The 23,693-nt window shown below is 61.9% G+C and carries 31 protein-coding genes and 3 pseudogenes; 22 read left to right on the top strand and 12 right to left on the bottom strand.

Annotated elements, in window-relative coordinates; translation table 11 throughout:
* Positions 1-8 precede the first annotated feature (8 nt).
* The 22 genes and pseudogenes from IPM06_21740 (at position 9) to IPM06_21635 (ending at position 16,656) form a co-directional block, all read left to right on the top strand.
* The gene (locus IPM06_21740) at positions 9-200 is read left to right on the top strand and encodes a hypothetical protein (GenBank protein ID MBK8773032.1); all 192 of its coding nucleotides are present in this window, start codon (positions 9-11) and stop codon (positions 198-200) included.
* Positions 201-202: 2 nt separating this feature from the next.
* Positions 203-1,135, top strand: coding sequence for a hypothetical protein (locus IPM06_21735; GenBank protein MBK8773031.1), 933 nt, complete (start codon positions 203-205; stop codon positions 1,133-1,135).
* A 536-nt stretch (positions 1,136-1,671) separates the two neighbouring features.
* Positions 1,672-1,923 carry a hypothetical protein gene (locus IPM06_21730; protein MBK8773030.1) on the top strand — a complete coding sequence of 84 codons (252 nt, stop codon included), beginning with the start codon at positions 1,672-1,674 and terminating at the stop codon, positions 1,921-1,923.
* Between the two features lie 184 nt (positions 1,924-2,107).
* Complete coding sequence (locus tag IPM06_21725; GenBank protein ID MBK8773029.1) at positions 2,108-2,305, top strand: hypothetical protein; 198 nt, start codon at positions 2,108-2,110, stop codon at positions 2,303-2,305.
* Between the two features lie 59 nt (positions 2,306-2,364).
* On the top strand, positions 2,365-2,700 hold the full coding sequence (locus tag IPM06_21720) for a hypothetical protein (protein MBK8773028.1): 336 nt from the start codon (positions 2,365-2,367) through the stop codon (positions 2,698-2,700).
* Positions 2,697-3,005 (top strand): hypothetical protein, encoded by a 309-nt coding sequence (locus tag IPM06_21715; protein MBK8773027.1) that lies wholly within the window; start codon positions 2,697-2,699, stop codon positions 3,003-3,005. Before IPM06_21720 ends, IPM06_21715 begins: the two co-directional genes overlap by 4 nt.
* A 292-nt stretch (positions 3,006-3,297) precedes the next feature.
* Positions 3,298-3,669 (top strand): hypothetical protein, encoded by a 372-nt coding sequence (locus tag IPM06_21710; protein ID MBK8773026.1) that lies wholly within the window; start codon positions 3,298-3,300, stop codon positions 3,667-3,669.
* Positions 3,659-3,919 (top strand): hypothetical protein, encoded by a 261-nt coding sequence (locus IPM06_21705; GenBank protein MBK8773025.1) that lies wholly within the window; start codon positions 3,659-3,661, stop codon positions 3,917-3,919. The genes IPM06_21710 and IPM06_21705 overlap by 11 nt, the downstream gene beginning before the upstream one ends.
* On the top strand, positions 3,916-4,374 hold the full coding sequence (locus IPM06_21700) for a hypothetical protein (GenBank protein MBK8773024.1): 459 nt from the start codon (positions 3,916-3,918) through the stop codon (positions 4,372-4,374). Before IPM06_21705 ends, IPM06_21700 begins: the two co-directional genes overlap by 4 nt.
* Positions 4,371-6,902 carry a hypothetical protein gene (locus IPM06_21695; protein MBK8773023.1) on the top strand — a complete coding sequence of 844 codons (2,532 nt, stop codon included), beginning with the start codon at positions 4,371-4,373 and terminating at the stop codon, positions 6,900-6,902. Before IPM06_21700 ends, IPM06_21695 begins: the two co-directional genes overlap by 4 nt.
* A complete protein-coding gene (locus IPM06_21690; protein MBK8773022.1) occupies positions 6,899-7,108 on the top strand; it encodes a hypothetical protein in 210 nt (69 codons plus the stop codon). Before IPM06_21695 ends, IPM06_21690 begins: the two co-directional genes overlap by 4 nt.
* A 165-nt stretch (positions 7,109-7,273) precedes the next feature.
* Entirely contained in the window at positions 7,274-7,663 is a 390-nt protein-coding gene (locus IPM06_21685; protein ID MBK8773021.1) for a hypothetical protein, read from the top strand.
* Positions 7,660-8,073 (top strand): hypothetical protein, encoded by a 414-nt coding sequence (locus IPM06_21680; GenBank protein ID MBK8773020.1) that lies wholly within the window; start codon positions 7,660-7,662, stop codon positions 8,071-8,073. The genes IPM06_21685 and IPM06_21680 overlap by 4 nt, the downstream gene beginning before the upstream one ends.
* Entirely contained in the window at positions 8,070-9,671 is a 1,602-nt protein-coding gene (locus IPM06_21675; GenBank protein MBK8773019.1) for a hypothetical protein, read from the top strand. The genes IPM06_21680 and IPM06_21675 overlap by 4 nt, the downstream gene beginning before the upstream one ends.
* Positions 9,671-9,955 (top strand): hypothetical protein, encoded by a 285-nt coding sequence (locus tag IPM06_21670; protein MBK8773018.1) that lies wholly within the window; start codon positions 9,671-9,673, stop codon positions 9,953-9,955. Before IPM06_21675 ends, IPM06_21670 begins: the two co-directional genes overlap by 1 nt.
* A 27-nt stretch (positions 9,956-9,982) precedes the next feature.
* Positions 9,983-11,146, top strand: a pseudogene (locus tag IPM06_21665) (DNA cytosine methyltransferase).
* A gap of 29 nt (positions 11,147-11,175) precedes the next feature.
* On the top strand, positions 11,176-11,781 hold the full coding sequence (locus tag IPM06_21660) for an HNH endonuclease (GenBank protein MBK8773017.1): 606 nt from the start codon (positions 11,176-11,178) through the stop codon (positions 11,779-11,781).
* A 13-nt stretch (positions 11,782-11,794) separates the two neighbouring features.
* Positions 11,795-11,941, top strand: a pseudogene (locus tag IPM06_21655) (DNA (cytosine-5-)-methyltransferase).
* Complete coding sequence (locus IPM06_21650; protein MBK8773016.1) at positions 11,938-12,195, top strand: hypothetical protein; 258 nt, start codon at positions 11,938-11,940, stop codon at positions 12,193-12,195. Before IPM06_21655 ends, IPM06_21650 begins: the two are co-directional and overlap by 4 nt.
* Positions 12,182-15,004, top strand: coding sequence for a DUF927 domain-containing protein (locus IPM06_21645; GenBank protein ID MBK8773015.1), 2,823 nt, complete (start codon positions 12,182-12,184; stop codon positions 15,002-15,004). The genes IPM06_21650 and IPM06_21645 overlap by 14 nt, the downstream gene beginning before the upstream one ends.
* Positions 15,005-15,328: 324 nt before the next feature.
* A complete protein-coding gene (locus tag IPM06_21640; protein MBK8773014.1) occupies positions 15,329-15,919 on the top strand; it encodes an HNH endonuclease in 591 nt (196 codons plus the stop codon).
* 116 nt (positions 15,920-16,035) lie between these two features.
* Positions 16,036-16,656, top strand: a complete 621-nt coding sequence (locus IPM06_21635) for a site-specific DNA-methyltransferase (GenBank protein ID MBK8773013.1) — start codon at positions 16,036-16,038, stop codon at positions 16,654-16,656.
* 66 nt (positions 16,657-16,722) lie between these two features.
* On the opposite strand, the gene IPM06_21630 is transcribed toward IPM06_21635, so the two are convergent.
* The 12 genes and pseudogenes from IPM06_21630 to IPM06_21575 all read right to left on the bottom strand — a co-directional run bounded on the left by IPM06_21630 (position 16,723) and on the right by IPM06_21575 (position 23,280).
* Positions 16,723-17,133, bottom strand: a complete 411-nt coding sequence (locus IPM06_21630) for a hypothetical protein (GenBank protein ID MBK8773012.1) — start codon at positions 17,131-17,133, stop codon at positions 16,723-16,725.
* A 267-nt stretch (positions 17,134-17,400) separates the two neighbouring features.
* Positions 17,401-17,634, bottom strand: coding sequence for a hypothetical protein (locus IPM06_21625; protein MBK8773011.1), 234 nt, complete (start codon positions 17,632-17,634; stop codon positions 17,401-17,403).
* Positions 17,631-17,831 (bottom strand): hypothetical protein, encoded by a 201-nt coding sequence (locus IPM06_21620; GenBank protein MBK8773010.1) that lies wholly within the window; start codon positions 17,829-17,831, stop codon positions 17,631-17,633. The genes IPM06_21625 and IPM06_21620 overlap by 4 nt, the downstream gene beginning before the upstream one ends.
* Positions 17,828-18,318 (bottom strand): annotated as a pseudogene (locus IPM06_21615) (lysozyme). Before IPM06_21615 ends, IPM06_21620 begins: the two are co-directional and overlap by 4 nt.
* A 53-nt stretch (positions 18,319-18,371) precedes the next feature.
* Positions 18,372-18,788: a hypothetical protein gene (locus tag IPM06_21610; GenBank protein MBK8773009.1), complete on the bottom strand. Its 417-nt coding sequence runs from the start codon at positions 18,786-18,788 to the stop codon at positions 18,372-18,374.
* On the bottom strand, positions 18,789-19,283 hold the full coding sequence (locus tag IPM06_21605; protein ID MBK8773008.1) for a hypothetical protein: 495 nt from the start codon (positions 19,281-19,283) through the stop codon (positions 18,789-18,791).
* An 86-nt stretch (positions 19,284-19,369) separates the two neighbouring features.
* Positions 19,370-19,750 carry a hypothetical protein gene (locus tag IPM06_21600; protein ID MBK8773007.1) on the bottom strand — a complete coding sequence of 127 codons (381 nt, stop codon included), beginning with the start codon at positions 19,748-19,750 and terminating at the stop codon, positions 19,370-19,372.
* Between the two features lie 197 nt (positions 19,751-19,947).
* Positions 19,948-20,313: a hypothetical protein gene (locus IPM06_21595; GenBank protein MBK8773006.1), complete on the bottom strand. Its 366-nt coding sequence runs from the start codon at positions 20,311-20,313 to the stop codon at positions 19,948-19,950.
* A gap of 621 nt (positions 20,314-20,934) precedes the next feature.
* A complete protein-coding gene (locus IPM06_21590; protein ID MBK8773005.1) occupies positions 20,935-21,435 on the bottom strand; it encodes a hypothetical protein in 501 nt (166 codons plus the stop codon).
* A gap of 2 nt (positions 21,436-21,437) precedes the next feature.
* A complete protein-coding gene (locus tag IPM06_21585) occupies positions 21,438-21,986 on the bottom strand; it encodes a hypothetical protein (protein ID MBK8773004.1) in 549 nt (182 codons plus the stop codon).
* 753 nt (positions 21,987-22,739) lie between these two features.
* Positions 22,740-22,919: a hypothetical protein gene (locus IPM06_21580; GenBank protein MBK8773003.1), complete on the bottom strand. Its 180-nt coding sequence runs from the start codon at positions 22,917-22,919 to the stop codon at positions 22,740-22,742.
* Between the two features lie 91 nt (positions 22,920-23,010).
* Positions 23,011-23,280, bottom strand: a complete 270-nt coding sequence (locus tag IPM06_21575) for a hypothetical protein (GenBank protein ID MBK8773002.1) — start codon at positions 23,278-23,280, stop codon at positions 23,011-23,013.
* Between the last annotated feature and the right edge of the window lie 413 nt (positions 23,281-23,693).

The following is a 23,693-nucleotide window of genomic DNA, read 5'->3' as shown; positions in this document are numbered from 1 at the left end:
GCAACAACATGGACAGCTATGAATGGTTGAGGCTGTGCGCGGCGCGCTACCAGGCCCGCGGCAGCATGACCCCAGAACAGGCGCGGGAGTCCGCCGAGATCGCGCTGGAAGTAGAACTGGAATGCGGCGCCGGACTGAGCACCGACCCGGCAGCGGCGGCCGATGCGGACATCGAGTGTTGGGATAACGACGGAGACTAAGAATGAAGCCATTAGTGATTTATCATGCCAACTGTGCCGACGGATTCGGCGCCGCCTTCGCGGCCTGGCTCCGGCTGGGTGACAGCGCCGACTACGTGGCGTGCCGATACGGCGAAGTTACGACGCCGGCGGACTTCGACATGAAAGTCTCGCTGGCTGCAAAAGACAACGACGTCTACATCCTCGACTTCAGCTTCCCGCGCGAAGTGATGGACGCCTTGTTCGCGTCGGCCAAGCGTGTCGTCTGGCTTGATCACCACCTATCTGCATTCCAAATGTGGTGCGACGACGGGGAACGCGACTTCTACCAGTCATTCGGCGGCGCAAAAGACGCCTACATTGTTCTCGACAACAACAGGTCCGGCGCCCTGATCGCCTGGGAATACTTCTGCCCCGGCACCGAGGTTCCCAAGTTGATCCAACATATCGACGACTACGATCGCTGGCAGTTCCGGATCGATGGCACCAAGGAGTTCAGCAAGGCGCTGTGGAGCTACGCGCCGTGGTCGTTCGCGCAGTGGCGGGATAACTTTGCGCAGGACTCCGATGCCGAGGGGATGATTCACGAGGGCGCTGCCATCCTGCGCGCCCACGACCAGAACGTGCAGAGTGTAGTGAAGGGCGGCGCCAGGAAGTGCTCTGTCTGGAAGTTGGTGGATGGGGTCGAGATCGAATATCAATTCAACCTGCCTGGCCTCGCCGCCAACTGCCCGCCGCACCTGACCTCTGATGTCGGCCACGAACTCGCTGTGCAAAGTGGCACCTTCGGCCTGTGCTGGACCCTGAACCAGACCAAGATGGTAGCCAACTGCTCGCTGCGCTCTAATGGTGACTACGATGTCAGCGCTGTCGCCAAGGCGTTCGGCGGCGGCGGACATCGAAATGCAAGCGGTATGGAAATAGACATACAAGTGCTCCTATCATGGCTTCGCTAGACTTCCACACCATTAGCAATACTGGCTGCTGGATATTCTCAGGTAAGCCCGGCCAAGACGGCTACGGGAAGCTGAAAGTGCGGGGTAAGACTGTTCGAGCCCACCGGCACTACTACACGGTGTATGTGGGGCCAATACCTTCAGGGCTGTGGGTACTACACAGGTGCGACACTCCCATGTGTGCAATCCGCGACATCTATATGTTGGTACGCAGCTGGATAACGAGCATGATAAAGACGCCAGAGGGCGCAGGCCGCCGAGCCCTGCAATAACCCACCCTGAACGCATGCCGCGCGGTGCGGCGCACCCTCGCTTCGGTAAAGAGGGATGCCGCCCGCGGCAGCAGCGGCGCTACTGGCGGCCAACAAAGGGCGCCCTCTTACCACCCAACACAAAGAGCGCCTGTCTCCTCTTAACGCAGAACAGGTACTTAGAATCCGCGCAGACGCCAGGCCACAGCATGTTATCGCATCTGAATATGGAGTAGGGCAAATGACTATCAGCCGAATTAAACGCAGAGAACGGTGGGCACACATATGACCCCCTGGCAAGAGAAGAACAACATCGATGTGGCGTTTGGCATGGCCGATCGCAACGGCTTCCGGCTGATCCAGGACCATAATTATGGGGCCGGCATGATATGCCTCCAGACCAAGGGCGGCAACGAGCACGGCTTCGCCAACGACATCACGCTACAGACCTTCGAGGACTGGAAGCAGGCCGTCATGTTCCTGGCCGGCTGGGAGAAGCACGAACTCGCGGTTAAGCTTGGGAAGGTGAAGAAATGACCCTCGCCAACGGTTACGATCTTAGCGCCGAGTACCCACCAGACCCCGAGTTCCGCCGGGCGTCAGGAGCCTGCATCTGCCCTGTCTGCGGCAAAGAGTACCGACAGCACCCGCTCGGCGGCCCGAAAGGCTGGCAGGACGAGCAGTTCCTCAACGAGCTATGTAATGGAGACTCGGTAAAATTATGACAACCGAAACGATCCGGTTCTGTGAGTTCACTGGCGACGGCAAGCGCGCCTGGGACGAGGTCGGCTACAAAAGGAAATGCCCACACGTCGGCATCATGGATAACTGCCTGCTGCACAAGAAGCCTCTTGGGGAATTTGAGGGCTGGCGTGTGTGCTGCGCGGAATGCACGACACCCATACAGGTAAAACTATGACAACCGACTTCATCGCGTGGAGCCACAGCCGACGCAAAGATTGGATGGAATGTCCGCGGATGTTCTACCACAAGAACGTGGCGCCGAAGGGCTCGGCCGACCGCGTCGAGTTCGTGCAGACCGAGGCTATGCTGGCCGGCAACAGGATCGACGACGCCCTCACGCAGCGCATCGCCAAGGGCACGCCGCTGCCCGCGCAGTACGCGCCCTACGAACCCATGGCTGCCATGGTGCTCGCCGCGCCGGGCGTCAAGTACACCAGCTCCGCGTCACCCTGGATCAGGCGTTCAAGCCGTGCGGTTACTTCGACCGGCAGGCGTGGTGCCGATCCATCTACGACGTCGCCGTCATCAACGGCAGCTATGCCTTCATTGGCGACTGGAAGGCCGGCATGATCTGGCCCGACAACGACCAACTCAGGCTGTTCGCGGCGACGGCGTTCCACCAGTTCCCCGAACTCGAAACGATCGACACCAGTTACATCTGGCTCAAGCATGGCCAGACCAGTGACGAGAAGTTTAGGCGCAAGGAACTCCCCGAACTCTGGGCAGTCCTACTTCCGGAAGTCGAGCGCCTGCAAGTCGCGTACCGAACCAACCACTGGCCGGCGGCGCCACGGCGCGGCGCCAAGTCGTGCCGGCAATGCGGGGCGAACAAGGCTGGAATTTGTGACAAGGCCGAGGGGCCGCCGGGAGAGTGAGATGGACCAGAGCGTACTTGATCGGGCGGTAAAAATGGCGACGGACTCCGCACTCAATGGGAACCCGATCGACAGAGTGGTATGGCTGCCGCCGCCGACGCCCGCCAGCCCGCCTTCTGGCGGCTTCGTGGTTATCTATCGAGGCCCGAGGTCTGGGTCAAGTAGGTGACATGGCCCCGAAGTACCGGCGCTGGTCGCTGCGCCTCGCCATCAACGCCCTGCTGCGGGAGAACGCCAGGCTGCGACGCCGGCTGATCGCGGCACTCAATCGAATTGCTCAACTGGAGGGGAAATGAAGAACCTGGAGACAGAGAACCACGTTAAGGACGTCGTTCGACAGTGGTGTGACCGCCGCGACGCCTTCAACTTCGCCGTCGTTCAGACAGCGCTTGGCGTGCCTGGCATACACGACAGGATCGCCGCCCTGCCTGTCGTCATCACGCCTGCGATGGTCGGCAAGAAGATCGGCGTGTTCCTGAGCATCGAGGCCAAGCGGCCGGGCCGCCGCGGCGAGCTGCGGCGCGGCATGTCGGCGCATCAGGAGGAGTTCATGGAGGGCGTGCTTAAGGCCGGCGGGCTGTCCATCTGCTGCGACGGCTACGACGACCTGGCGGCACTGGAGGCCACCATTCGAGACTTGACGGGAGAGAAGCATGGGAAATGATCTCAGGAAAGTGATCGTTAGTAGATATGTGGCGCACCCAGTCGAGGGGAGTACATACAAGAAAACGTATGCTCTGGAGCCGCAGGGGGAAGCAGTATTCCATCAATTCGGCGTCGGATACGAGGAACTTGAGGGCGGCCCAGGCAACTACACGGCGGCCATCGTTGAGTGGCCAGACGGTCGCGTCGAAAGCGTGCCGGCTGACCAGGTGCAGTTTGTGATTCCGACCTTGACAGGAGAGAAGCCATGAACGATGTGTATGATTGCCACAGGAAAGAACGCGATGAATGCGCCTATGCTGTAGGGCAACTCAAGAGCGGCGTAGTGCCGATCGATGTCCCCCAGGAAAGACACAGTTCAGGAGATGATGATCGATACGATAGGCGAACTGGTCGCATAAAACAGCACGCCGACGCAGCTACGAAGTCATACGAGACCGGCTACATCGACGGCATGGAGACGAGTCGCCGCATGTTGCGGCTGCAACTCGGGCTCGCCGTGCCGGGGAGACCAGTGATGGCTGACATCCACACCATGCACAACGCCGAGCACGCCGACCGCGAACGCCAACGCCAGCTACGAGACCTGGCGCCGGAGATACTCCGGGATCTGGTTGCCGAGTACGAGCGCGTCTGCGACCAGTTCTGCAAGCAGCCGGCACGCTGCGCCGCGTACCGTCGGGCGGTTGAGGTTCTGGGGGAGTGACCGCCACCGTCCTCCCCGACGACCGCGCGCTGGTGGTCGAGACCGACGACCCGCGCGTGCTGGCCACCATCCGCGGTGCCGAGGCGCTGGCGCCGGGCTTCGTCTGCATGCCGCACACCATCGACGCCGTCGCCAGGCTCGCGCTGCTGGGCGTGCCGGCCGAGTCGCCGATCCAGCACTACTACTCGTGGCCGCGCGACCAGTCAACCATCCCGCAGCCCTTCGCCCACCAGGCCGTGACGGCCGGCTTCATGGTCACCAACCCGCACGGCTACGTGCTTAATGACATCGGCTGTGTAGACGCGTCAACCGAATACCTGTCGCCGGCCGGATGGCGGCGCATAGATTCGTATGAGAATGGCAAGGTAGGCCAGTACAACCTCGACGGGACTGTCGAGTTCGTCACCCCCACGGCGTTCGTTAGACGCCCCTGTGAGGAGATGATCAGATTCAAGACGACGTACGGCATCGATCAGTTGCTTAGCCCAGACCACACAGTCTTGTATGTCGCGAGCACGGGAGGGCGGATGACGGTTCCTGCATCGTATGTCGAATCCAGATATGAGGATTCTGTGATGGGGTGGCCGGGGCGGTTCATTACCACGTTCACCCCCAAGATAACAACTGCGTTTCCACTCAATGACGCACAGCTACGCGTGATGGTCGCCGTCATTGCAGACGGACACTTCCCGTACATATCTGATGGGTGTGTCGTGCGCGTGAAAAAGCAGCGCAAAAAAGACAGGCTGCGCACCCTTCTCACTGCCGCCGGCATCGAATGGAAAGAATCCAGTAACGACTATCCGACGGCGCAGGGGTTCACGGTGTTCCGGTTTCAGGCGCCGCTGCATACTAAGGAGTTTGGTCCTGAGTTCTGGGAGTGCGATATATCGCAGCTCGAAGTGATAGCGGGCGAAGCCGTTCACTGGGATGGGTGCGCCCGTAAGTCCGGCGCCTCGCAGTTCTTCTCGACTATTAAGGCGTCCGCAGATTTCATCCAGTATGCGTATGCTGCCACCGGCAGAACAGCTACGCTATTTGTATCCGAACGCGAAGAGCACAAACCTGAATACGTGGTACACGCTAGGGCAGGAGCGTCACTCCTGTATCTGAAAGGCGTAGGTGCGGGCGGCAAATCCCAGAACGTGTGGCGGGAGCCGTCTCCAGACGGGTTCATGTACTGCTTCAATGTCCCGTCCGGGTTTCTTCTCTTGCGGCGCAACGGGTGCATCTTCGCTACCGGTAACACCGGCAAAAGTTTAACGGCGTGCTGGGCTGCCGACTACCTCATGACTGAGGGCTACGGCCGCAAGGCGCTGGTCGTGGCACCGCTGTCCACGCTGGAGCGCGTGTGGGGCGACACGCTGTTCGTCCACTTCACGCATCGCCGGTTCGCCGTGCTGCACGGGTCAGCTGAGCGGCGACGCCGCTTGCTTGCCCAGCCGGCCGATTTCTATATCATCAACCACGATGGCATCGCCGTAGTCGCGAGAGAACTTGCCAAGCGGCCCGACATCGACATCGTCATAATCGACGAAGTTGCGACGTATAGGAACAAACAGACTGGCCGCTGGAAGGTGATGGAGGAGTTCCTGTACCCCACGAGCGGCAAGCCGAAACCCTGGGTGTGGGGCATGACGGGCACGCCGACGCCGAACTCGCCAGAGGACGCCTATGGCCAATGCCGCCTCATCACGCCGACGACAGTGCCCAAGTTCTTCGGCCAGTTTCGCGCCATGGTCATGGACCACCAGTCCGACTACGTCTGGACGCCGCGGGCTGAGTCGACGGCTATCGTGCACAAGGTCATGCGGCCAGCCATACGATTCAAGAGAGACGAGTGCATCGACCTGCCGCCGACCGTCTACCAGACCCGTGACGTCACGCTGTCCGCTGAGCAGACCAAGCACCTGAAGGAACTCATGCGCGACCTGATGACCGAGGTCGAGGGCAAGCGTATCAGTGCCGTCAACGAGGGCGTGAAGCTGGGTAAGGCGCTCCAGATCGCCGGCGGCTGCGTCTATGACGTCGATGGCCGCCCGCACGAGATCGACACCGGCACCCGCCTGGAGACCCTGATGGAGGTCATCGAGGAGGCCGGCGGCAAGATCCTGGTATTCGTGCCGTTCACGTCCATGACAGTCATGATCGCGAGAGAACTGAACAAGCACTGGAACACCGCCATCGTTACCGGAGACACGCCGGTCAAGGAGCGCAACGAAATATTCCTGCGGTTCGAGGATGAGAAGTCGGACCTGGAGATAATCGTCGCACATCCGGGCACCATGAGTCACGGCCTTACGCTGATCCAGGCATCCGTCGTGGTGTGGTGGACTGGCATCGACTCTAACGACACCTACACGCAGGCCTGCGGTCGGATCACGCGGCCCGGACAACACAGGACGACGTGTATCGTCAACCTCAGCGGTGCGGCGGTGGAACGGAAGGTATACAAGCGCCTGGTCGAGCGCCAGAAGTTTCAGGGCTTGCTGCTCGACATGGTTGAAAAGAAGGAGGGGTTGGTATGACCGCCGCAACCATCGACCTGGCCAAGATCGACCACGCCCTGCACGTGCTGCGGACCCCCTACGGGTGGAACGACCACGTCGTGCGAGATGCGCGATTGGCGGCGGCGACCCGGCTCGAACAACTCGCTGTCGAACTCCTTGTTGTGGAGCAGGAACGCGACGCGGCCCGGCAGGAACTCGCTTACTTCTTCAGCGTAGGAAAATAAAATTGAACCTGCCAAGAACTTTACAGTCTTACCTGCTACAATCACCAACCTGATGGAGGGAACCATGAGTGAAGACATCAACCTCGACGAGGTAATGAGTCGTCGATTCGAGCTGGACGAGCAGATCACTGCCGTCCAGGCCGAGAGCGCGCCAGGCTGGCGCCGATGATGGAGGAGATGGCGCTGTGCGAGGGCTTCATCAAAGCCGAACTGCTCAAGACCGGCGCCCAGCAATGGAAGAGTTCATCCACGGGCCACATGACGTTCTGGACGACCAAGGACAGCGTGACCGTGGATAACATGGATCAAGTCATCCATCGCATCCTCTGCGAGGCCGCGCCGCCCGACGACCTCGCCACAGTCGCCAGGAATCAGAACCAGAAGATGGCGTGGGAATACATCCTCGGCCACATCGAACGCCATGGCCTCTGGTCGCTGCTGAACAAGGCAGTAAATAAGACCGTCACGAAGGAACTGATCGAAGCCGGCGACCAGCCGCCGGGGATCCGGTACACGAGTTTCAAGGATTTGGCGTGGCGCAGGGGGAAGGCATGAACACGTACCATTCGCAGATCGTAGACGCGCTGGTCAGTATCGGATGGACCCCGCCGCCCGTACCGCCGTGCCCGCCGATGCCAGCCCGTAAGTGTGTCGTCTACGGTTGCCAGAACCGCAGTGACCAAGGCAAGTTTAACGACAACATCTGCTGGCCCTGCTACAACATGCTGACTTCGGGCGAAGTGGGGAAGGGAACAACTTTCATTCACAACCTCGACAGGAATCTCGCTGCCGCCGCGCAGGAAATCGAGAAGGCCAGGCCGGCGGCGTTCGATATCCCCATGCCGGGCGCCGGGGGCTCGCCCCCCATGATTCGTCGTGTGTACTTCGAAGATGTCGTGAGTATGATTAACCAACTCGCCGCAATACGCAAAGCACTTACTTCAACCCAGGAGAATCAGTCATGAGTACAGCAGTATCCGTAGTCCCCAGCAACCTGCAACTTCCCGCCCACCTTCAGAGCCCCGACATCGCGGCAGCTATCGCTGCTGCCAACGCGGCGGCTACCGGCGGCGTGCGGTCGGGCGGTTTCCCGTCCATCGGCATCAAGGCCAACAAGTTCAGCATCAAGGACGGCGACGAAACGACTGTCCTGATGATGGCACCCGCCGCCGCCGGCCAGCCGCCGCTGCCGATGATGTGCCTGGAGATCGTCGTCGTCGACGCCAACCCGGCGCTGTCGCACACGTTCTTCGAGGGCGAGTACGTCGAAGGCGAGCACCTGGAACCGACGTGCCGGTCCGCCAACGGCGTGACGCCGGACGCCGACGTCGTAGCCAAACAGAATCCCGTCTGCGCCACCTGCCCGCAGTATGCCTGGGGCTCGAAGATAAGTAAGCTGACCAGCAAGCCGGTGCGCGCGTGCGGCGACAGCAAGCAGCTCGCCGTGCTGCCAGCGAACGACCTCAACTTCAAGATGCTCGGTCTGGCGGTCAAGGCGGGCAGCCTCAAGAACTGGGGATCCTACGTGTCGGCGCTGTCCGGTCGCGGCTACGGCATCGCCACGCTGGTCACCAACGTCACATTCGACCAGACCGCCAACGGCGTCCTCCAGTTCAGCTTCAACCGGTTCCTCACGGAAGCCGAGTTTATCCGCGTCAACGAGCGCAAGACGGGCGACGACGTCAGGCTCATCACGGCGCAGTCTCGCGGCGCCGCCGTGCCGGCACTGGCGGCGCCCGCGAACCTTGGCTTGCCGGCGCCGGATGTCGCCGCGCCCGCCTACGTCGCCCCTGCGGCGGCGACTGGCCAGACTGGCGGGTTTGGGGCAAGCCAGATTACAGACCCCGCCTACTTGGCAGCCCAAGCCGCTGAGAACGCCCGTGCTCATGCCCTGGCTGCCGCTGCTGCCACCCCCGCCGGTCCGACCGCCGAGGCGCCGTTCGCCGGCCTTGAGCCCCACGTACAGGCGGCGGTGACGGCTGTCGGCGGCCTGGAGACCCACGCCGGCCTGCGCACCTACCAGGCGCTGACCGGCATCGACTTCATGGAACTGATCCGGGCCTCAGCCCCGGCGGTACAAGTCACGGCCCCCTCTCCCGTGACCCCGCCGGCGGCTGCGGCCCCCGCTGCCGAGCCTGCCAAGCGGACGCGCCGCACGCGCGCCGAGATGGAAGCCGCGAAGGCGGCTGAGGCTGCTGCGGCGCCGGCGTCGACAGTACATGCCATAACACCGCCCGGTATTGGAGACCATGTTGCCGCCGCGCCGGACCTCAGCCATATCCCCGCCGAGATCCGCGCGACGATCGACGTCGTGGGTGCCACATCAGCGGCTGGTCAGGCGCTCATCGCTGCCTACCCGCCCCCCGTTCAAGCCTCAGCCCCGGCGGCACAAGTCACGGCCCCCTCTCCCGTGACCCCGCCGGCGGCTGCGGCCCCCTCAACCGGCTTCGGTGCCGCGCCGCAGCCGGCGGCTCAGACTGCACCCAGCGCGCAGGTCGTGGCAGCCGGAGCCAGCCTGGCCGAGAAGCTCCGCGCCAAGCTCGGTCTCGCCGCGGCGCCGTGATGGACTTCGCCCGCGTGCTGCGCGACTCCGGTCTCACGAAGATCGAACTCGCGCAGATGTACGGCGTCAGCCGACAGACCGTCCACACGTGGTCTACTGGCGGATTGCCGCGGGTCGGCAGCCTGCTGGCCCGACAGGCTGAGGCGATAACCAAGGCGCTCGTCGTCGCCGTCGAGCGGCAGCTACTGCCGTTCGAGGCGATGGACAAGGGCGTCAGGCGCGAGCGGGTGGCCATGATGGCTGCCCGGCTGCAAGGACTTAGGCCCGCCCCCATTCAGCAGTAGGAGGCGCGGTAACCGGAGGGGGTAGGGGTGCGATATCTCAGCGTGTGTAGCGGCATCGAGGCCGCGACGGCGGCATGGTCACCGCTTGGGTTCGAGGCGGTCGCGTTCTCCGAGACAGACAAGTTCCCGGCGGCGGTGCTCGCCCATCATTACCCGACGGTGCAGAACCTCGGCGACATGACTCTCGCGTCTCAATGGAGTAACTATGAACCCAACATCCTCGTCGGCGGCACCCCCTGCCAGAGCTTCAGCGTTGCCGGACTCCGAAAAGGACTGGCTGATCCTCGTGGCGACCTCATGCTCACCTATCTCGCTATTGCGGACAGATACCAGCCTGAATGGCTTGTCTGGGAAAACGTCCCCGGCGTGCTGTCCAGCGGATCAGGACGGGATTTTGGTACCTTCCTCGGGGCGCTGGGCCAACTCGGGTATGGGTGGGCCTACCGAGTCCTGGACGCACAGTTCTTTGGAGTTCCGCAGCGACGCCGTCGCGTGTTCGTTGTCGGACATTTTGGAGACTGGCGCCGTGCCGCCGCGGTTCTTTTTGAGCGCCACAGCTTGCAGAGGCATCCTGCGCCGCGCCGAGAAAAGAGGGAAGGCGTTGCCGCCGCAACTGGAACGCGCACTTTCGAGTGTGGTGGAATCGGAAGCTACTCCTCCTCCTCCTCAAGCCCCCTTCTCAAATCAGGGGCCGACTTAGGACACGGGTGCGAAGCACTGGTCGGATCATGGTGGGACGGCGGCCAGACTGCACAAACCCTGGATGCGGTGCTGCAAAAAGGCCAGACGATGCCAGAGAAGAACAGGTTCCCGGCCGTGCTGGTTCCTGATACTGCCCACGCGCTGCGCGGCGAGGGCTTTGATGCGAGCGAGGATGGCACGGGGCGGGGCACGCCATTGGTACCTATCGCCTTCGACTGCAAAGCCTCTGGACAGAATGGCTTCGGCGTGGGTGAGATCGCCTCGACGATGCGCAGCATGGGCCACAGCAACTCGCATCAGAACGGCGGCGGGCATCAGGCGGTGGCAGTTGCGCTACGGGGTAGAGAAGGCGGCGGCACTGCCGAACTGAGCGACGTGCCATCTGCACTGCGGGCATCAGGAGGAGGAGGCGACAAGGCGCATGTACTGAACCACATGCAAGTCCGCCGCCTCACGCCCCGCGAGTGCGAGTTACTACAAGGCTTTCCATCTATACGGGAACGCGTTACAGTAGAAGCATGCACAGACCCTCAAAACAACACTGTCACTGTGGCGCTGTCATGTCTCAGGTGGCCAAGCAATGCCTCGCCTGTCGACGCGCAACGGTATCCGCAGAATGCAAACATTGTGGAAAACATTTCCAGCATGTACCGAGCAGACCGCGAACCGCTTGCAGCCCTGAGTGTGCGTACATCCTCCGCGGACTTGCTTCACGAAATACGCAGTCACGGAAAGTTGATGTGGTCTGCGAGCAGTGTGGCCGAATCAAACAGGTATCCCCCGTCTACGCAAGCCGCCGGTATTGCAGCCGCGCTTGCACCGCACTTGCGCGATCTGGCGCTGGCAATCAGAACTGGAAAGGCGGAATCACTACAGAACATCAGGCTTTCTACGCAAGCACGAGATGGCGCAAAAAATGCCACTCGATTTGGAAACGAGAACGCGGCATTTGCCAGCGGTGCAACGAACGCTGCATCACTGGGGAAGTTCACCACATCCACACTTGGGTCGCTCGCCCCGATCTGCATCTCGCCAGTAGCAACCTCGCTCTGCTCTGTACTGGCTGCCATAAGTGGGTGCATTCCAAACGAAACGCTTCCCGAGCGTTTCTCGCTCCTGCTTGACCTAGAAACACCCTACACACTGATCCCATTCACGCACGGCAAGCCGGCCGCCGACGGGCCGCGCTACAAGGCGCTCGGTAACTCGATGGCGGTGCCGGTCATGCGCTGGATCGGCGAGCGGATTCAGCTCGTCGACTGGTTGCTGGGTGATGAGCCATGAACCAGACAAGACTTGGATCATTCATCGAGTCCTGGGTCAACGTGCTGATCGGGTTCGGCATCAACTTCGTCGCCAACCTGCTGATCCTGCCGGCATTCGGCTTCACGTCGCTGACCGTGGCGACGAACGTCTACATCGGCCTCATCTACACCGCGGTCAGCGTCGTCAGATCCTATGCCATTCGCCGCTGGTTCAACGCCAGGCTGCACGCCGCCGCCATGAAACTCGCCGGGCGACTCCATGGACACGATTGAATTCCTGCGCCGCATCCTGCCGGTACAGGGCCTGTACGTCGCCGCCAGGCTGATCAACGGCAAATTCAAGAACCAGGTCTGCGACTCGATCGAGGAACTGGCGCAACAGGTGCACGCCTACGACGCCGCCGGCGTACACGCCTACATGGCAGTAGCTGCCTACCGCGAGCGCAGCGTCGACACCGTCAAGCCTGATGGCTCTGTCTGGCACCAGGTCCGCACGCACAAGAACGTCCGGGCGTTGCGTTCGTTCTTCATGGACCTCGATGTCGACGCCGGCAACCCAAAGAAGTTCGCGTCGCAGGAAGAAGCCTGCGAACAACTGTTGCTGTTCTGTGCGGCAACCCACCTGCCTATGCCAATGGTATTATCCAGCGGCGGCGGCGTCCACATATATTGGAGCCTCGAAAATCACATCCAACCTGAAGCCTGGAAACAAACTGCGGAAAGCCTCAAAGCCCTCTGCGCGCACCACAAATTCCGCGCCGACCCAGCCTGTACCAGTGACCTTGCGCGTGTCCTGCGGCCTGTCGGAACCCATAACCGTAAGGTTCCCACCGCACCGCGACCCGTTGAGCTTATTGCCGACGCTGTTCCTGTCGCTTTCGCGGTTTTCCAACGATGTGTCGCTGATGCGCTCGCTGCTGTCGGAGTCAAGCCTCCCGAAGGGCCGAGGCAAGTCGAAGCCCGGACCGAAACGCTCAACCAAGCCTTCGCCGTCAAAAACTCCTTCCCGCCGTGCTCGGGTACCAAGGTAGCTGATCGCTGCGCGCAAGTCCGTGTAGTGCGTGATAATGCTGCCGGACTAACGGAGCCACAGTTCTACACCGCGGTACAACTGTTGGTGAATTCGATAGAAGGCGACGAGCTGATCCACCAGTGGGCAAGTAAGAACCCGCATTACAATCGGGCGTCGGGGTTCGTAGACAAGAAGATCGCGCAGATACGGGAGCAGTCTATTGGCCCGCCGCTCTGCACAACGTTCGAGAGTCGCAACCCCGGCGGGTGCGACGGCTGCGCGTTCCGCGGCAAGATCAGTTCGCCGGCCCAGTTGGGCACCCAGGTCGCCAGCGCGCCGGCACCGGTGATCCAGGTGAAGATCGCCAACGTTACCACTGCCGTCACGCTACCGGCACCACCCGAGGGCTTCACTCGCGGGGAGCCCAAGACGGCGGGCAAGTTCGACGGCGGCATCTACGTGGAGCAGGACGGCGTCACGCATCTCATCTACGAGTTCGACTGCTTCCCCGTTGAACTCGCCTATGACGAACAGCTTGGCTACGAGACCATGCGGTGGCGGCACTGGCTGCCCAACGAAGGTTGGAAGGAGTGTGTCATGAGGTCATCACTACTGGCCAAGCCGGCGGAATTCGAGGTATCGCTGCGCGACAACCACATCCAGCCGCTCATCAAGGGAAAATTCAATATGTACGGCGACGCCTATATCAGACGCCTGAAGAGTCAAACAAAGCTACGTCAATTGTTTAAGTGTCAGGGATGGAAGCGCGACGACACCGAGTTCGTGCTCGGCGACAAGCTCTACAAGCGCGGCGAGGTCGTGCAGGCTGGCTTCAGCCACGGCATGGAGGCGTTCCTGAAGCCCTTCCACTCGCGCGGCGACCTCGCCGTGTGGCGCACGCTGACCGAGGTATTCGACACGCCGGGGTTCGAGCCCCACGCCTTCATGCTGCTGCTCGCCTTCGCGGCGCCGCTGCTGAAGCTCGCCAACTGGCAGGGCTGCACGGTCAACGCGCTCGGCGAGTCGGGCGTCGGCAAGAGCACCATGGCGGAGTTCATGTGCTCCGTCTACGGCAGCCCGAAGGGCTCGTGGGTGGGCCGCAACGACACCGACCTGGCCCGCATGCAGCGCCTGGGCGCCCACTACAACCTGCCGGTGTACATGGACGAGGCTACGACCATCAAGCCGGAGCCGCTGCGCGACCTCGTGTACTCGATACCCACCGGCAAGAACAGGTCGTCGATGCGCGCCGACTACACGCTGCGGCCCGGCGCCGAGTGGGTGACGCTGCTCGTCATGTCGACCAACAACTCGCTGCAATCCAAGCTGCTGCTGGAGAACCAGAACGCCGAGGCCGAGAGCCTGCGGCTGTTCGAGTTCCGGTTCCCGCGCGTGGACGCGTTCGGGCCGATCGCCGACATCGTCCCCAACGTGCTGCGCGAGCACTACGGCGTCGCCGGGCCGGCGTACATCCAGCACCTTGTCGAGAACCGCGACAGGATCCGCGCCAGGCTGGCGGAGGTCGGCGCCGAAGAGAAGGAAGAGTTTGACATGGCCGGCAAGGAACGCTTCTGGACGTGGGTGACGTCGCTGGTGCTCTACGGCGGCGAGCTGGCGCGCGAGGCCGGCGTCATCGACTTCGATCCGGGCCGCATCCGGCCGTGGCTCATGCGGGAACTCAACCGCATGCGCGGCACCATGGACGACAACAAGGTCGGGCCCGTCTCCATCCTGGCCAACTTCCTGGACGAGCACGTCGGCGAGCGCCTGGTGGTGAACACCATGAACGCTGGCCTGGCGGCCGTTCAGGACAAGCCCTACCACGAGATCAGCCAGCGCTACGAGCCCGCCATCAAGACGTTGTGGATCAGCCGCAAGCGCATCAAGTTCTACCTCGACAAGAAGCACTTCGGCTTCGCCGACATCGAGGCCGAACTGATCCGCAGCGGCGTCATCCTGCACCCGCGCGCCGGCAAGACGTTGGGCGCCGGCACCAACTACGCCAGCGGGCCGACGACGTGCTGGGTCGTCAACATGGAGCACGCCGAGATGTCTGGGGTGGTGGTATGAGAATCGAGGAAGTAGGGCTGGCGACTCTCATCAATGGCGACTGTCGCGAAGCTATGCGGTTGCTGGACGAGAATAGCATCGACGCCATCGTGTGCGACCCGCCCTATGGCCTCGGGTTCATGGGCAAGGGGTGGGATCACGGCGTACCGGGCAAGGAGTTCTGGGTCGAGGCGCTGCGCGTCGCCAAGCCGGGCGCGCACCTGCTGGCGTTCGGCGGCACCCGCACGTTCCACCGCCTGATGGCGGCAATCGAGGACGCCGGCTGGGAGATCAGGGACACAATCATGTGGGTGTACGGCAGCGGGATGCCAAAATCATACAATCTTGCGCGAGCAGGTACTTGTGCTTGCAGTGGAAATGCCCTACAATCAACCCATGACAAACCGAATTCCGAATACGATGTGCGATTGCTGCGGCAAGGCGATTTATCGGCGCCCAAACTTGCTGCGAACGAACGTGAACAAGTATTGCAGTCATGCCTGCCAATTCAAAGCGAAGCCGAACCGCTCCTGTGGGCCGCGAGGCCCGAACCAAAAGTTGGCGGGGGCGAACAACCCCGCATGGAAAGGGGGTCGCTACATCGAGCCAGAGAAGGGGTATGTGATGGTGAGGATGCCGGAACACCCGAGAGCGCGCCAGAACGGGTATGTGTTGGAGCACATTCTGGTTGCGGAGAAAATGCTTGGGCGCTCGCTGACGGACGAGGAGGAAGTTCACCACAGGGATCTGAATCGGGCGAACAACGCGCCGCCCAATTTGAAAATTTATGCGACGCATCTGGAGCACTGGATGGACGAGCACTACGAAACAGTGGCTGCTGCTCGCGATGTGGCAAACTCAAGAAAGAGTATGAGGGGTTCGGCACAAGTCTTAAGCCCGCCTACGAGCCTGTCATTGTTGCTCGCAAGCCATTGATCGGCACGGTTGCGGCGAACGTGCAGCAGTTTGGTACGGGGGCGATCAACATTGATGGGTGTCGGGTTGAGGGCATTGATACTACGACTCGGCACAACTCCTCCTCCTCCTCCTACATGACAGGGATGATAGGAGAGATTCAACCTCTACAGGAAGAGTACAGCACAGGATCAACACTAGGTCGCTGGCCCGCCAACCTGATCCACGACGGCAGCGATGAAGTGCTGGCCCTGTTCCCCGACAGCAACGGATCCGGCGGATCGCTGCCACAGGTCAAGATCACTGGGTACGGCGACGGCGTGGTTGGCTCGGGCAAGAGCGAATACTTCGGCGGGCCACGGACGCCGCACGACGCCGGCAAGGGCAGCGCCGCACGGTTTTTCTATTCGCCGAAGTGTAGCAAGAAGGATCGGAACGAGGGCTGCGAGGCGCTTGAGACTAAAACAACACAAGGCATGCGGGCGAACGCAGGTCCGGCGCTTGTTGGGGATGATCGTTCGCGCACGCAGACCCAGAACGCCCACCCCACCGTGAAACCGACCGAACTCATGCGCTACCTCTGCCGACTCGTCACGCCGCCCGGCGGCACGGTGCTCGACCCCTTCATGGGTTCCGGGTCAACCGGCAAGGCCGCGCTCAAGGAGGGCTTCGGCTTCGTGGGCGTCGACAACGACATGGAGCACGGCTACTTCGACATCGCCGTCGCACGAGTCAGGTCTGCTATACTATCTGAGTAGTCGCCCTGTGTGGCGCTGCCCCCGGCCGGTGCCCCCTCCTCCACCGCGCCGGGGTTCTTTTTGGTACTACCGCGAACCCGAACAGCGGATCGCAACAGTCGTGGTATCCGCGGCGGTACCGCTGGCGCTGAAGCGCACCTTGTAGATACCACGGACGTCCATGAGCAGCCACGCCGTCGCGCCGGCACCCGTGCTGGCCAGCGTGCCCGACGCCGCGATGATGAGGCCGGCCGGCGTCGACGTGATGGCGCTGTAGAGTGTCTGGAACGCGCCGTCCGGGTGGAACTGCGCCGACACGACGAAGGTATCCAGCGCGTTCACGCCGACATCGAAGTCGACACCGATGTTCTTGAGGCCCAGCGTCGGCACTTCGAGGAGGACGGTGTTGCCGGTAGCGGGGATGGTGCCAGACGCCGAAGCAAACAGTAGCGGGCCGACTTGGGCGCCGGCGGGGCGAGTGGATTGTGTCATGGCCATGGTGTTACTCCTTGCAGGATGGTGGGGTAGTGTAGCATCCGAAGCCGATCTCTTGGCTCATGCTGGGCCGGCGGGCCGTCACGTCGCGGTCGGGCTTCTTCGCCGGCACCCGGATCACGGGCGTGGCGAGCGCACATCTGCTGCCGCCGGCCCAGTCGCACCGGCGCGTCTCTGTCGTACCGCGACTTGTAGTTCGCCGTCTTCCCCAAGCAGTTTGAGGACGGTGTCCATTTCATTTCACTGCCTCGTAAGTAGCTGCGAACGGGTTCATGGTTCAATCCTACGTTGCGCCAGTCCGAACAGAAAGTACGCGGTCGGAGAGACTTCCGCTGCCGAACCGAGCAGCCCCGCTTCGATGCGACCTTCCCCACAGTCGATAACCCATGCAAGATTGTGCGCATCGTCGTACAGGCCCAGCTCAATGCTGTCGGCCAATGCGCGCAGTGACAAGGGTATATCCCGAATGTCCTTGCTCGGGAACGAAACGACCGATAGCGTCATGGTCGTCCCCACACTTTCGGGATACTCCGCAGATGCGCCTCATGCGCCCACAAAAACATCTGCTGCAACTGCTTCCGCGCCTCATCAATACTCATCATCGCCCGCGTCGGATCGGTAGCCGCATTGTCGATTGCACTGTCCAGCATGTCGACGATCTTGTTACGATTCGCCTTCATGTCCCAATGATCCGCACTCACGATGTTTCTCCCATACATTGTTGGTGTTCCTGCTGCCGGCGGATAGTGAGTCCGCGCAACGGCTTGCCTTTGAACTTATCCCAAACGAGTATCTGCTGGCATGCGCCAATGTAGTCTCCGGCGTTTAGCTTGCGCACCAGTGTCGAACCACAGAACGCACCGGGCCGATGTTGTACGCCAGATTTACGTAAGCGTCATACTCGTGCTGATGCAGCGGAACCCTGACGCAGTGTTTTAGCGCGCCTTCAAATTTTTGTACGTCATGCAAAGCGCGTTCCAGCGCCTTCGGCGGCGTAATCGTGTCACCAGGCTTGACACCATCGGTCGTGCCGAAGCCGATCGTCGGAACATCACCGGGCACCGGGCGCGCCACAGTACCTATGCAAGCTGACAGTGCCGCAAGGATGGAAAACACCCCCTGTGGTATTCGATTGGCGAAGATCGGCAGTGCCGCATCTATACCGGCGAACAAAGCGGCGACGAGCATCCAGCGGATAGACCACGCCTTCGTGATGATGCGCTTCCAGTTCTGTACCAGTGTCATCCTCGTATCCCCAATACCTCGGTGATCTTCTGATGCGCAGCCACTGGATCGTGCACCAGCACCACCACGAATGCAGTGACGGCCCGGAATAGTCGCTTAAATATTGTCGCAATCATGGCGGTGCTTGACCAATGGGCACTGCGTACAAATAGCTTCCCTGCGTTCCTCTTTGCGCCGGTCGAAATCCCCGGACTTGACATATTCCTTGACAAGGTTGGAAATGCTTTTTGCCGAAAGTAAAAGTTGATCATCGCCGCCGTCACGCCGCCGCCGAAGGCTATGAACAGACCAATGAACATGCCCAGTTCTTGCGACGTGATGCCGAAGTACGCGGCGATCCCAAGTCCGCCCGCCGCGGCTGCCGTGGCGACCTTCTGCGTAACGGGTACTGCGATGGTTTCGTGGATGTTCATTCACCTTCTCCTTGCCCATTCCTTGGCGGAATCGAGATTGATCACGGCTTCACTGCCTTCTTCAACGAGTCCCGAAACCTCGTCATCGAGTCGTTGTAGCGCCGCGCCAAGCTCGGGCCGGTCGAAGCAGGCTCGGTCAGGACTGTCGGGAGTGGAGGCGGCGACGGGCACGTAGCTGCCACGGGTACGGGTGTTGCGCAGGCGCTGATTGTCAGCGCGCAGAGTATCGAGATCGCGTTTCGTGGCAGCATCGGTCTGCTCCTTGTTGAGTTTGTCCCTGGACTCCTGCGCCGCCGTCGCCTTCTGCGCCGCCACGCCTTGCGCCTTCACGGTCGCCACGAAGCCATCGAACTTGGATTGTACCGCATCCAGCCGCCAGCCCTGCGCCGTCCACGCGGCGCCGCCGCCGGCCACGCCGCCCGCCGCGAACGCCGCCGCGGCGATCCACAGGATCAGCAGCGGGTTGCCGACGATCTTACCCAGTATCCAGTTCATGGGGCCTCCACGAATGTTTCACGGCGCCCGGTTTCTGCGAACACTTCGGAGAAACCGTGTTCGACGAACATCTCTTTGCGGGCGTATCACGCCTCCGACAGCGGCGGCGACAGCGCGCCCGCGTACCCGGTAGCCAGTATGCCAGATAGGTTCAAGGCGAACGATGGGGCTAGCGAGCCGTACTGCCCCGTGCTGGCAACGCCGGTGAGCGCGACGAACGTCCCAGTCGATGGGCTGAGCGTACCTACCGCGCCGGTAGCGGACACGCCCGAGACGGACAGGCCGAACCCCGGAACGAGTACACCTGCCGCGCCGGTAGCGGACACGCCGGCGACGGATAGACTGAAGTCCGGAACGAGTAGTCCGACAGCCGACGCGCCGGCGACGCCGGCAAGCGCGACAGTGGTTCCAGAGACTGGGGTCAGCGTGCCCGCAGCGCCTGTCGCCGCCGCGCCTGTAATGGACAAGCTGAACGCCGGCGCAAGTGAACCTGTGGCTCCAGTGCCGACGGCGCCGGTGAGCGCGACAGTGGTGCCGGTGACTGGAGTGAGAACGCCGACCGCCCCCCCGTGGCCGCCGCGCCGGGCAAGGGCCGCGATGATGGATGGAACCAGTAGTCCGACCGCGCCAGTAGCTGCGGCACCGGTGAGTGCGACCGTCACCCCTACCGTTGGCGTGAGGGACCTACCGCACCGGTTGCCGCCGCGCCGGACAGCGCTACAGACATCGACGGGGCCAGCGACCCTGTCGCGCCAGTAGCTGCGGCACCGGTGAGTGCGACCGTCACCCCTACCGTTGGCGTGAGGGTACCTACCGCGCCCGTGGCGGCTACGCCAGCAAGGGCGTTGGTGATGGTCGGAGCTAGCGCCCCCGCCGCTCCTGTGGCGGCTACGCCTGAGAGCGCGAGCGTCGCACCCCCCGCACTCGGCACCCAGATGTCTATCGGCGGCGACTCGAATATCTGCCACGGGTTATCGACCAGCGCCCAGGCTTCTGCTGCCGTAAGCGAGACATTGAGCCACTGCGCCAAGGCAATGCCTCCACCCCACGGATAGAGCGCTGCGCTGCCATTGTATTGGCCGTATGCCAGGCGAGTAAGCGGGACAAGAGCACCGACGTTTGTCGAGGAGGATGCACTACTACGGCTCATAGGTCCTGCGCCGTAAACCCTTACATCTGTCGCCGAGCCAAATACTGCCACAGCCGTAAACGGTTCGCCAAAGGAGAAAATCTGCGCGCTAGTAGCCGTTGCGCTTGTCGTGCCTCCTATATGCTGCGCTACTACGGAGCCATCGCTTTTGCCAAAAAATCGGACTGTTTTATCGCTCGCCGTAGTCAGCATAGACGGGCAGCGAAAGTCGGCAGTAGATGGCATCGATCCCGCGAATACAAAACTCAGCGGGTAGTTGGCCGAAACAGCAAGATTGCGTAGGTAGCCGTTCGTATCATCGGTGAGGGAGATTATCCGCCCTTGCCGTGATACCACGGAAGAGACGCCGGAACCAGCCGTAAGTGGTACACCCGACGTATCCAACCGGCCAAAGCCGCCAGGCTGAAGGCCGTAGAGCGGCCGTAGCTCGGCACGTACCTTTAGCGGGTCCTGTGGCTGTTCGGTGCAGAGTTCTGCCGACTCGTCAAAATACCCAGCCACCTACTGCCCCTGAACGTAGAACGGCACGATGTCGAAGCGGAAGTTTGAATCGGTCGCATTGGCCGTCGCACCGCTGGCGTTGTAGGCAACGATGCTCATGTACCGCTGCGTGAATTGGAACCTTCCAGAAGCGACGCACTTCTCGCTGGCCGCAGCGTTCTCGCTCACGACGTAGCCGATGAATCGCAGGTTGCGGCGCATGTCCACGTCGCCGAGTGCAGCATCACTTGCGCCGATGTCGCCATCGATTTGCGTGCTGTCTGCGTCAGGAGCCCCAGCCACATACAATTCCAGTCCGAGACCCTGCGTTGGCGTAGCCTGAAACTGCACTTCGCAAGACCACTCGTACCACATAGGTCGCGGCGCTGCGCCCCAATCAATCTGGTCGGATACTCGGCCGTTGGCGTTGGTCACACCTTCCACCGAAAACGCCGATGCGGCTCCAGCCTCGCCATTGACGAGCTTCGAGGTTCCCTTGCGGATGTAGCTCTCGTTGGCCATGATCAGCTATTCCACATTTCGCCAATGTCATTGACGTTGAGATCGCCCTCGAATACCAGATTGCCTGGAATGCCAGTAGTTCCAGTGCCAGTTGCGAATACACGTTCCGCAACCGTTGCCAGTCGAGTAATGGTGGCTTTTACGCGGCTTGCTCCTGCCCAGCCAGCGTCTTGCGTAGCTCCACCAATGCCGGACGGGACGTTCTGCAAAGCGTCAGAAAGTCCAGCGCGAAGGTTCGGCCTGCCCGTCCCGATGCTGTCGCGTCCTTGCAACAACACTTGCAAGTTGATCTGCTTCGACTGGCACAGCAGCAGGCGATTGGTCTGGATTGCGCTGCCATCGGGCGCGTCTGCCGGCGTGAGGCGGTCCCACAGGATTGCATCGGCTACCTCGTCCGCAGGCACTGTGCTGCGCCACACGTAGAACGTGCTGGGCAGGTTCAGTAGGCGGGCCAATTCGGTGTCGTTTCGGCTTGACCCTGCTGCTTGCACTGCCGGATCGACCGACGCAAGAACAGCGGCTTTGAGTGTTTGAAGTTGTGCTGGTGTCATGGTAGTGCTCCTTATGCGATCCGGAAGCAACGCATTACTGGCGTCGTTGGTCGGCATGGTCAGCGTGAACGTGCCGGCCGTGATCGACTGCGACGAGAACGTGGCACGCTGATCTGCTTGTCGCTCTGCGAGCTGTTATACAGCACGCAGGCATCGAACGCGCCCGACGACGTGAGCGCAGCCCACGTGAAGCTGGCGCTCGGCGTGAAGATGCCCGTCGTGCCGCTCGTGCTCGGCGCCGTGGCCATCGTCACCGTGACGCCGCCCCTGCGTGTTGCTGCCCGACGCCGCGAGTTCGCCGGTCGTGTTATACACGGTGTCCGCGACGCCACGCGACGCCGATGCCAGGGAACAGCGCCGCCTTGACGACGTCCGCCGTGGATACGGTGCGTGGGAACCCGTGCCGGGCCGAGGGCGTGGATACCTGTGAGAAGCTCCCCTTTGAACGACGTGCACATGCCGGCGCTGTTAGCCATTTGTCATACTCCTTTGAGTTAATTAGAACAGTGAAACGCTGGCGGCGCCAGCAACGGGGTTTAAGAACGACGGCGGCGGAACGATGGACGAGTTCGCCGTCGTGCCAGTATTCAACCCACTCGGTCGTCTCGTTGGCGTCATCCAGCCCGCCGGTTCGCTTTTCGAGCAGGGACTCGTCCATGAGCCCTTGGACGTCGTGATCAATGCCATTTCAATCTCCTCAAGTTGTGGTTACTTCGGTATCTACGGTGACGGCGCCCGACATCACGAGGCTCACTACACCGTAGCCGACACCAGCTCCAAGTCATACACGCCTTCCAGCCACGTGATGGCCGCCGTGTCGGCTGCCGAGATGGTAAGCGCAATAGTTTTGGCGGCGTTGTCGAGCGCGATGCGTGCGTTGGTCGTGTCGAGCCGGAGCAACTCGGTGCCACCGACGACATCCTTGATGGACATGCGCGCCGTGAAGCGGTCAGGTCGACAGGCGTCTTGTACTGGAGATAGCCACCGGACGTGTACGTCGAGTAGTTCGTCGAGTTCACGTCGTTCAGCGCCACGGTGCTCGTGTCAGGCACTGTCGCGCGACGGTAGTCCGTGGATCTGGGCGGCGTGTTCTTGGCGTTGATCTGCCGCATGCCGCCGCCGACACGACCGCCACGCGCCAGCCGTCGGGGACGCCGTGTGCCGAACTGGTGATGACAGCCGGCGCCGCCTTCGTGATCGCCGTGATGGCGGCGTGGACGAACGGCAGCGTCGCCCAACGAACGATCAGCGAGAACGTCTTGCCTTGCCTCATCTTCAGGTCGTTCCTGGTCATCGTATGTCCTTCATTTCATTGTATCACTGCGCCGTGACGGGAATGGCAAACCGGCGCCCAGGGTGGCGTCCCCCAGCAGGATCTGCGTTCCTGCGGTTCAAAGTGGCATGCCGCCAGCATGATGGCACGCCCCGTCGCCGCCGGGTTCACAGGATCGGGCATCATGGGGTTCTGGGCATTCCACTCGGCGCGCAGGTCGAGGACGCGCGCTTACCTGTTCGGCGTCGTCGGCTTGGCATTACCCTTGACCAGCCGGGCCTCCAGGTCCCCTGGCTGACCTGCGTGTGGGAACGCCTGGTCTGGATGATGATGCTTCCGCTGTCCGTTCGCCTTGGTCACCGCCGCCGTTGACATAGCCCGGTCAGTTTAGGATGCTGTCGGGCGCAGTTGAGACATCAACTACTTTCCGTCCC

The sequence above is a fragment of the Hyphomicrobiales bacterium genome (genome assembly GCA_016710435.1).
Classification (GTDB): domain Bacteria; phylum Pseudomonadota; class Alphaproteobacteria; order Rhizobiales; family Aestuariivirgaceae; genus Aestuariivirga.
The sequence above is the reverse complement of the archived record's forward strand: the minus strand, read 5'-3'. Positions and strand labels throughout refer to the sequence as shown.

Coding starts and splice junctions, on each gene's coding strand:
- IPM06_21740 (MBK8773032.1), top strand. CDS start 9: ATGGACAGCTATGAATGGTTGAGGCTGTGCGCGGCGCGCTACCAGGCC.
- IPM06_21735 (MBK8773031.1), top strand. CDS start 203: ATGAAGCCATTAGTGATTTATCATGCCAACTGTGCCGACGGATTCGGC.
- IPM06_21730 (MBK8773030.1), top strand. CDS start 1,672: ATGACCCCCTGGCAAGAGAAGAACAACATCGATGTGGCGTTTGGCATG.
- IPM06_21725 (MBK8773029.1), top strand. CDS start 2,108: ATGACAACCGAAACGATCCGGTTCTGTGAGTTCACTGGCGACGGCAAG.
- IPM06_21720 (MBK8773028.1), top strand. CDS start 2,365: ATGTTCTACCACAAGAACGTGGCGCCGAAGGGCTCGGCCGACCGCGTC.
- IPM06_21715 (MBK8773027.1), top strand. CDS start 2,697: ATGATCTGGCCCGACAACGACCAACTCAGGCTGTTCGCGGCGACGGCG.
- IPM06_21710 (MBK8773026.1), top strand. CDS start 3,298: ATGAAGAACCTGGAGACAGAGAACCACGTTAAGGACGTCGTTCGACAG.
- IPM06_21705 (MBK8773025.1), top strand. CDS start 3,659: ATGGGAAATGATCTCAGGAAAGTGATCGTTAGTAGATATGTGGCGCAC.
- IPM06_21700 (MBK8773024.1), top strand. CDS start 3,916: ATGAACGATGTGTATGATTGCCACAGGAAAGAACGCGATGAATGCGCC.
- IPM06_21690 (MBK8773022.1), top strand. CDS start 6,899: ATGACCGCCGCAACCATCGACCTGGCCAAGATCGACCACGCCCTGCAC.
- IPM06_21685 (MBK8773021.1), top strand. CDS start 7,274: ATGATGGAGGAGATGGCGCTGTGCGAGGGCTTCATCAAAGCCGAACTG.
- IPM06_21680 (MBK8773020.1), top strand. CDS start 7,660: ATGAACACGTACCATTCGCAGATCGTAGACGCGCTGGTCAGTATCGGA.
- IPM06_21675 (MBK8773019.1), top strand. CDS start 8,070: ATGAGTACAGCAGTATCCGTAGTCCCCAGCAACCTGCAACTTCCCGCC.
- IPM06_21670 (MBK8773018.1), top strand. CDS start 9,671: ATGGACTTCGCCCGCGTGCTGCGCGACTCCGGTCTCACGAAGATCGAA.
- IPM06_21660 (MBK8773017.1), top strand. CDS start 11,176: ATGCACAGACCCTCAAAACAACACTGTCACTGTGGCGCTGTCATGTCT.
- IPM06_21650 (MBK8773016.1), top strand. CDS start 11,938: ATGAACCAGACAAGACTTGGATCATTCATCGAGTCCTGGGTCAACGTG.
- IPM06_21645 (MBK8773015.1), top strand. CDS start 12,182: ATGGACACGATTGAATTCCTGCGCCGCATCCTGCCGGTACAGGGCCTG.
- IPM06_21635 (MBK8773013.1), top strand. CDS start 16,036: ATGACAGGGATGATAGGAGAGATTCAACCTCTACAGGAAGAGTACAGC.
- IPM06_21630 (MBK8773012.1), bottom strand. CDS start 17,133: ATGGCCATGACACAATCCACTCGCCCCGCCGGCGCCCAAGTCGGCCCG.
- IPM06_21625 (MBK8773011.1), bottom strand. CDS start 17,634: ATGACGCTATCGGTCGTTTCGTTCCCGAGCAAGGACATTCGGGATATA.
- IPM06_21610 (MBK8773009.1), bottom strand. CDS start 18,788: ATGAACATCCACGAAACCATCGCAGTACCCGTTACGCAGAAGGTCGCC.
- IPM06_21605 (MBK8773008.1), bottom strand. CDS start 19,283: ATGAACTGGATACTGGGTAAGATCGTCGGCAACCCGCTGCTGATCCTG.
- IPM06_21590 (MBK8773005.1), bottom strand. CDS start 21,435: ATGGCCAACGAGAGCTACATCCGCAAGGGAACCTCGAAGCTCGTCAAT.
- IPM06_21585 (MBK8773004.1), bottom strand. CDS start 21,986: ATGACACCAGCACAACTTCAAACACTCAAAGCCGCTGTTCTTGCGTCG.
- IPM06_21580 (MBK8773003.1), bottom strand. CDS start 22,919: ATGTCCATCAAGGATGTCGTCGGTGGCACCGAGTTGCTCCGGCTCGAC.
- IPM06_21575 (MBK8773002.1), bottom strand. CDS start 23,280: ATGACCAGGAACGACCTGAAGATGAGGCAAGGCAAGACGTTCTCGCTG.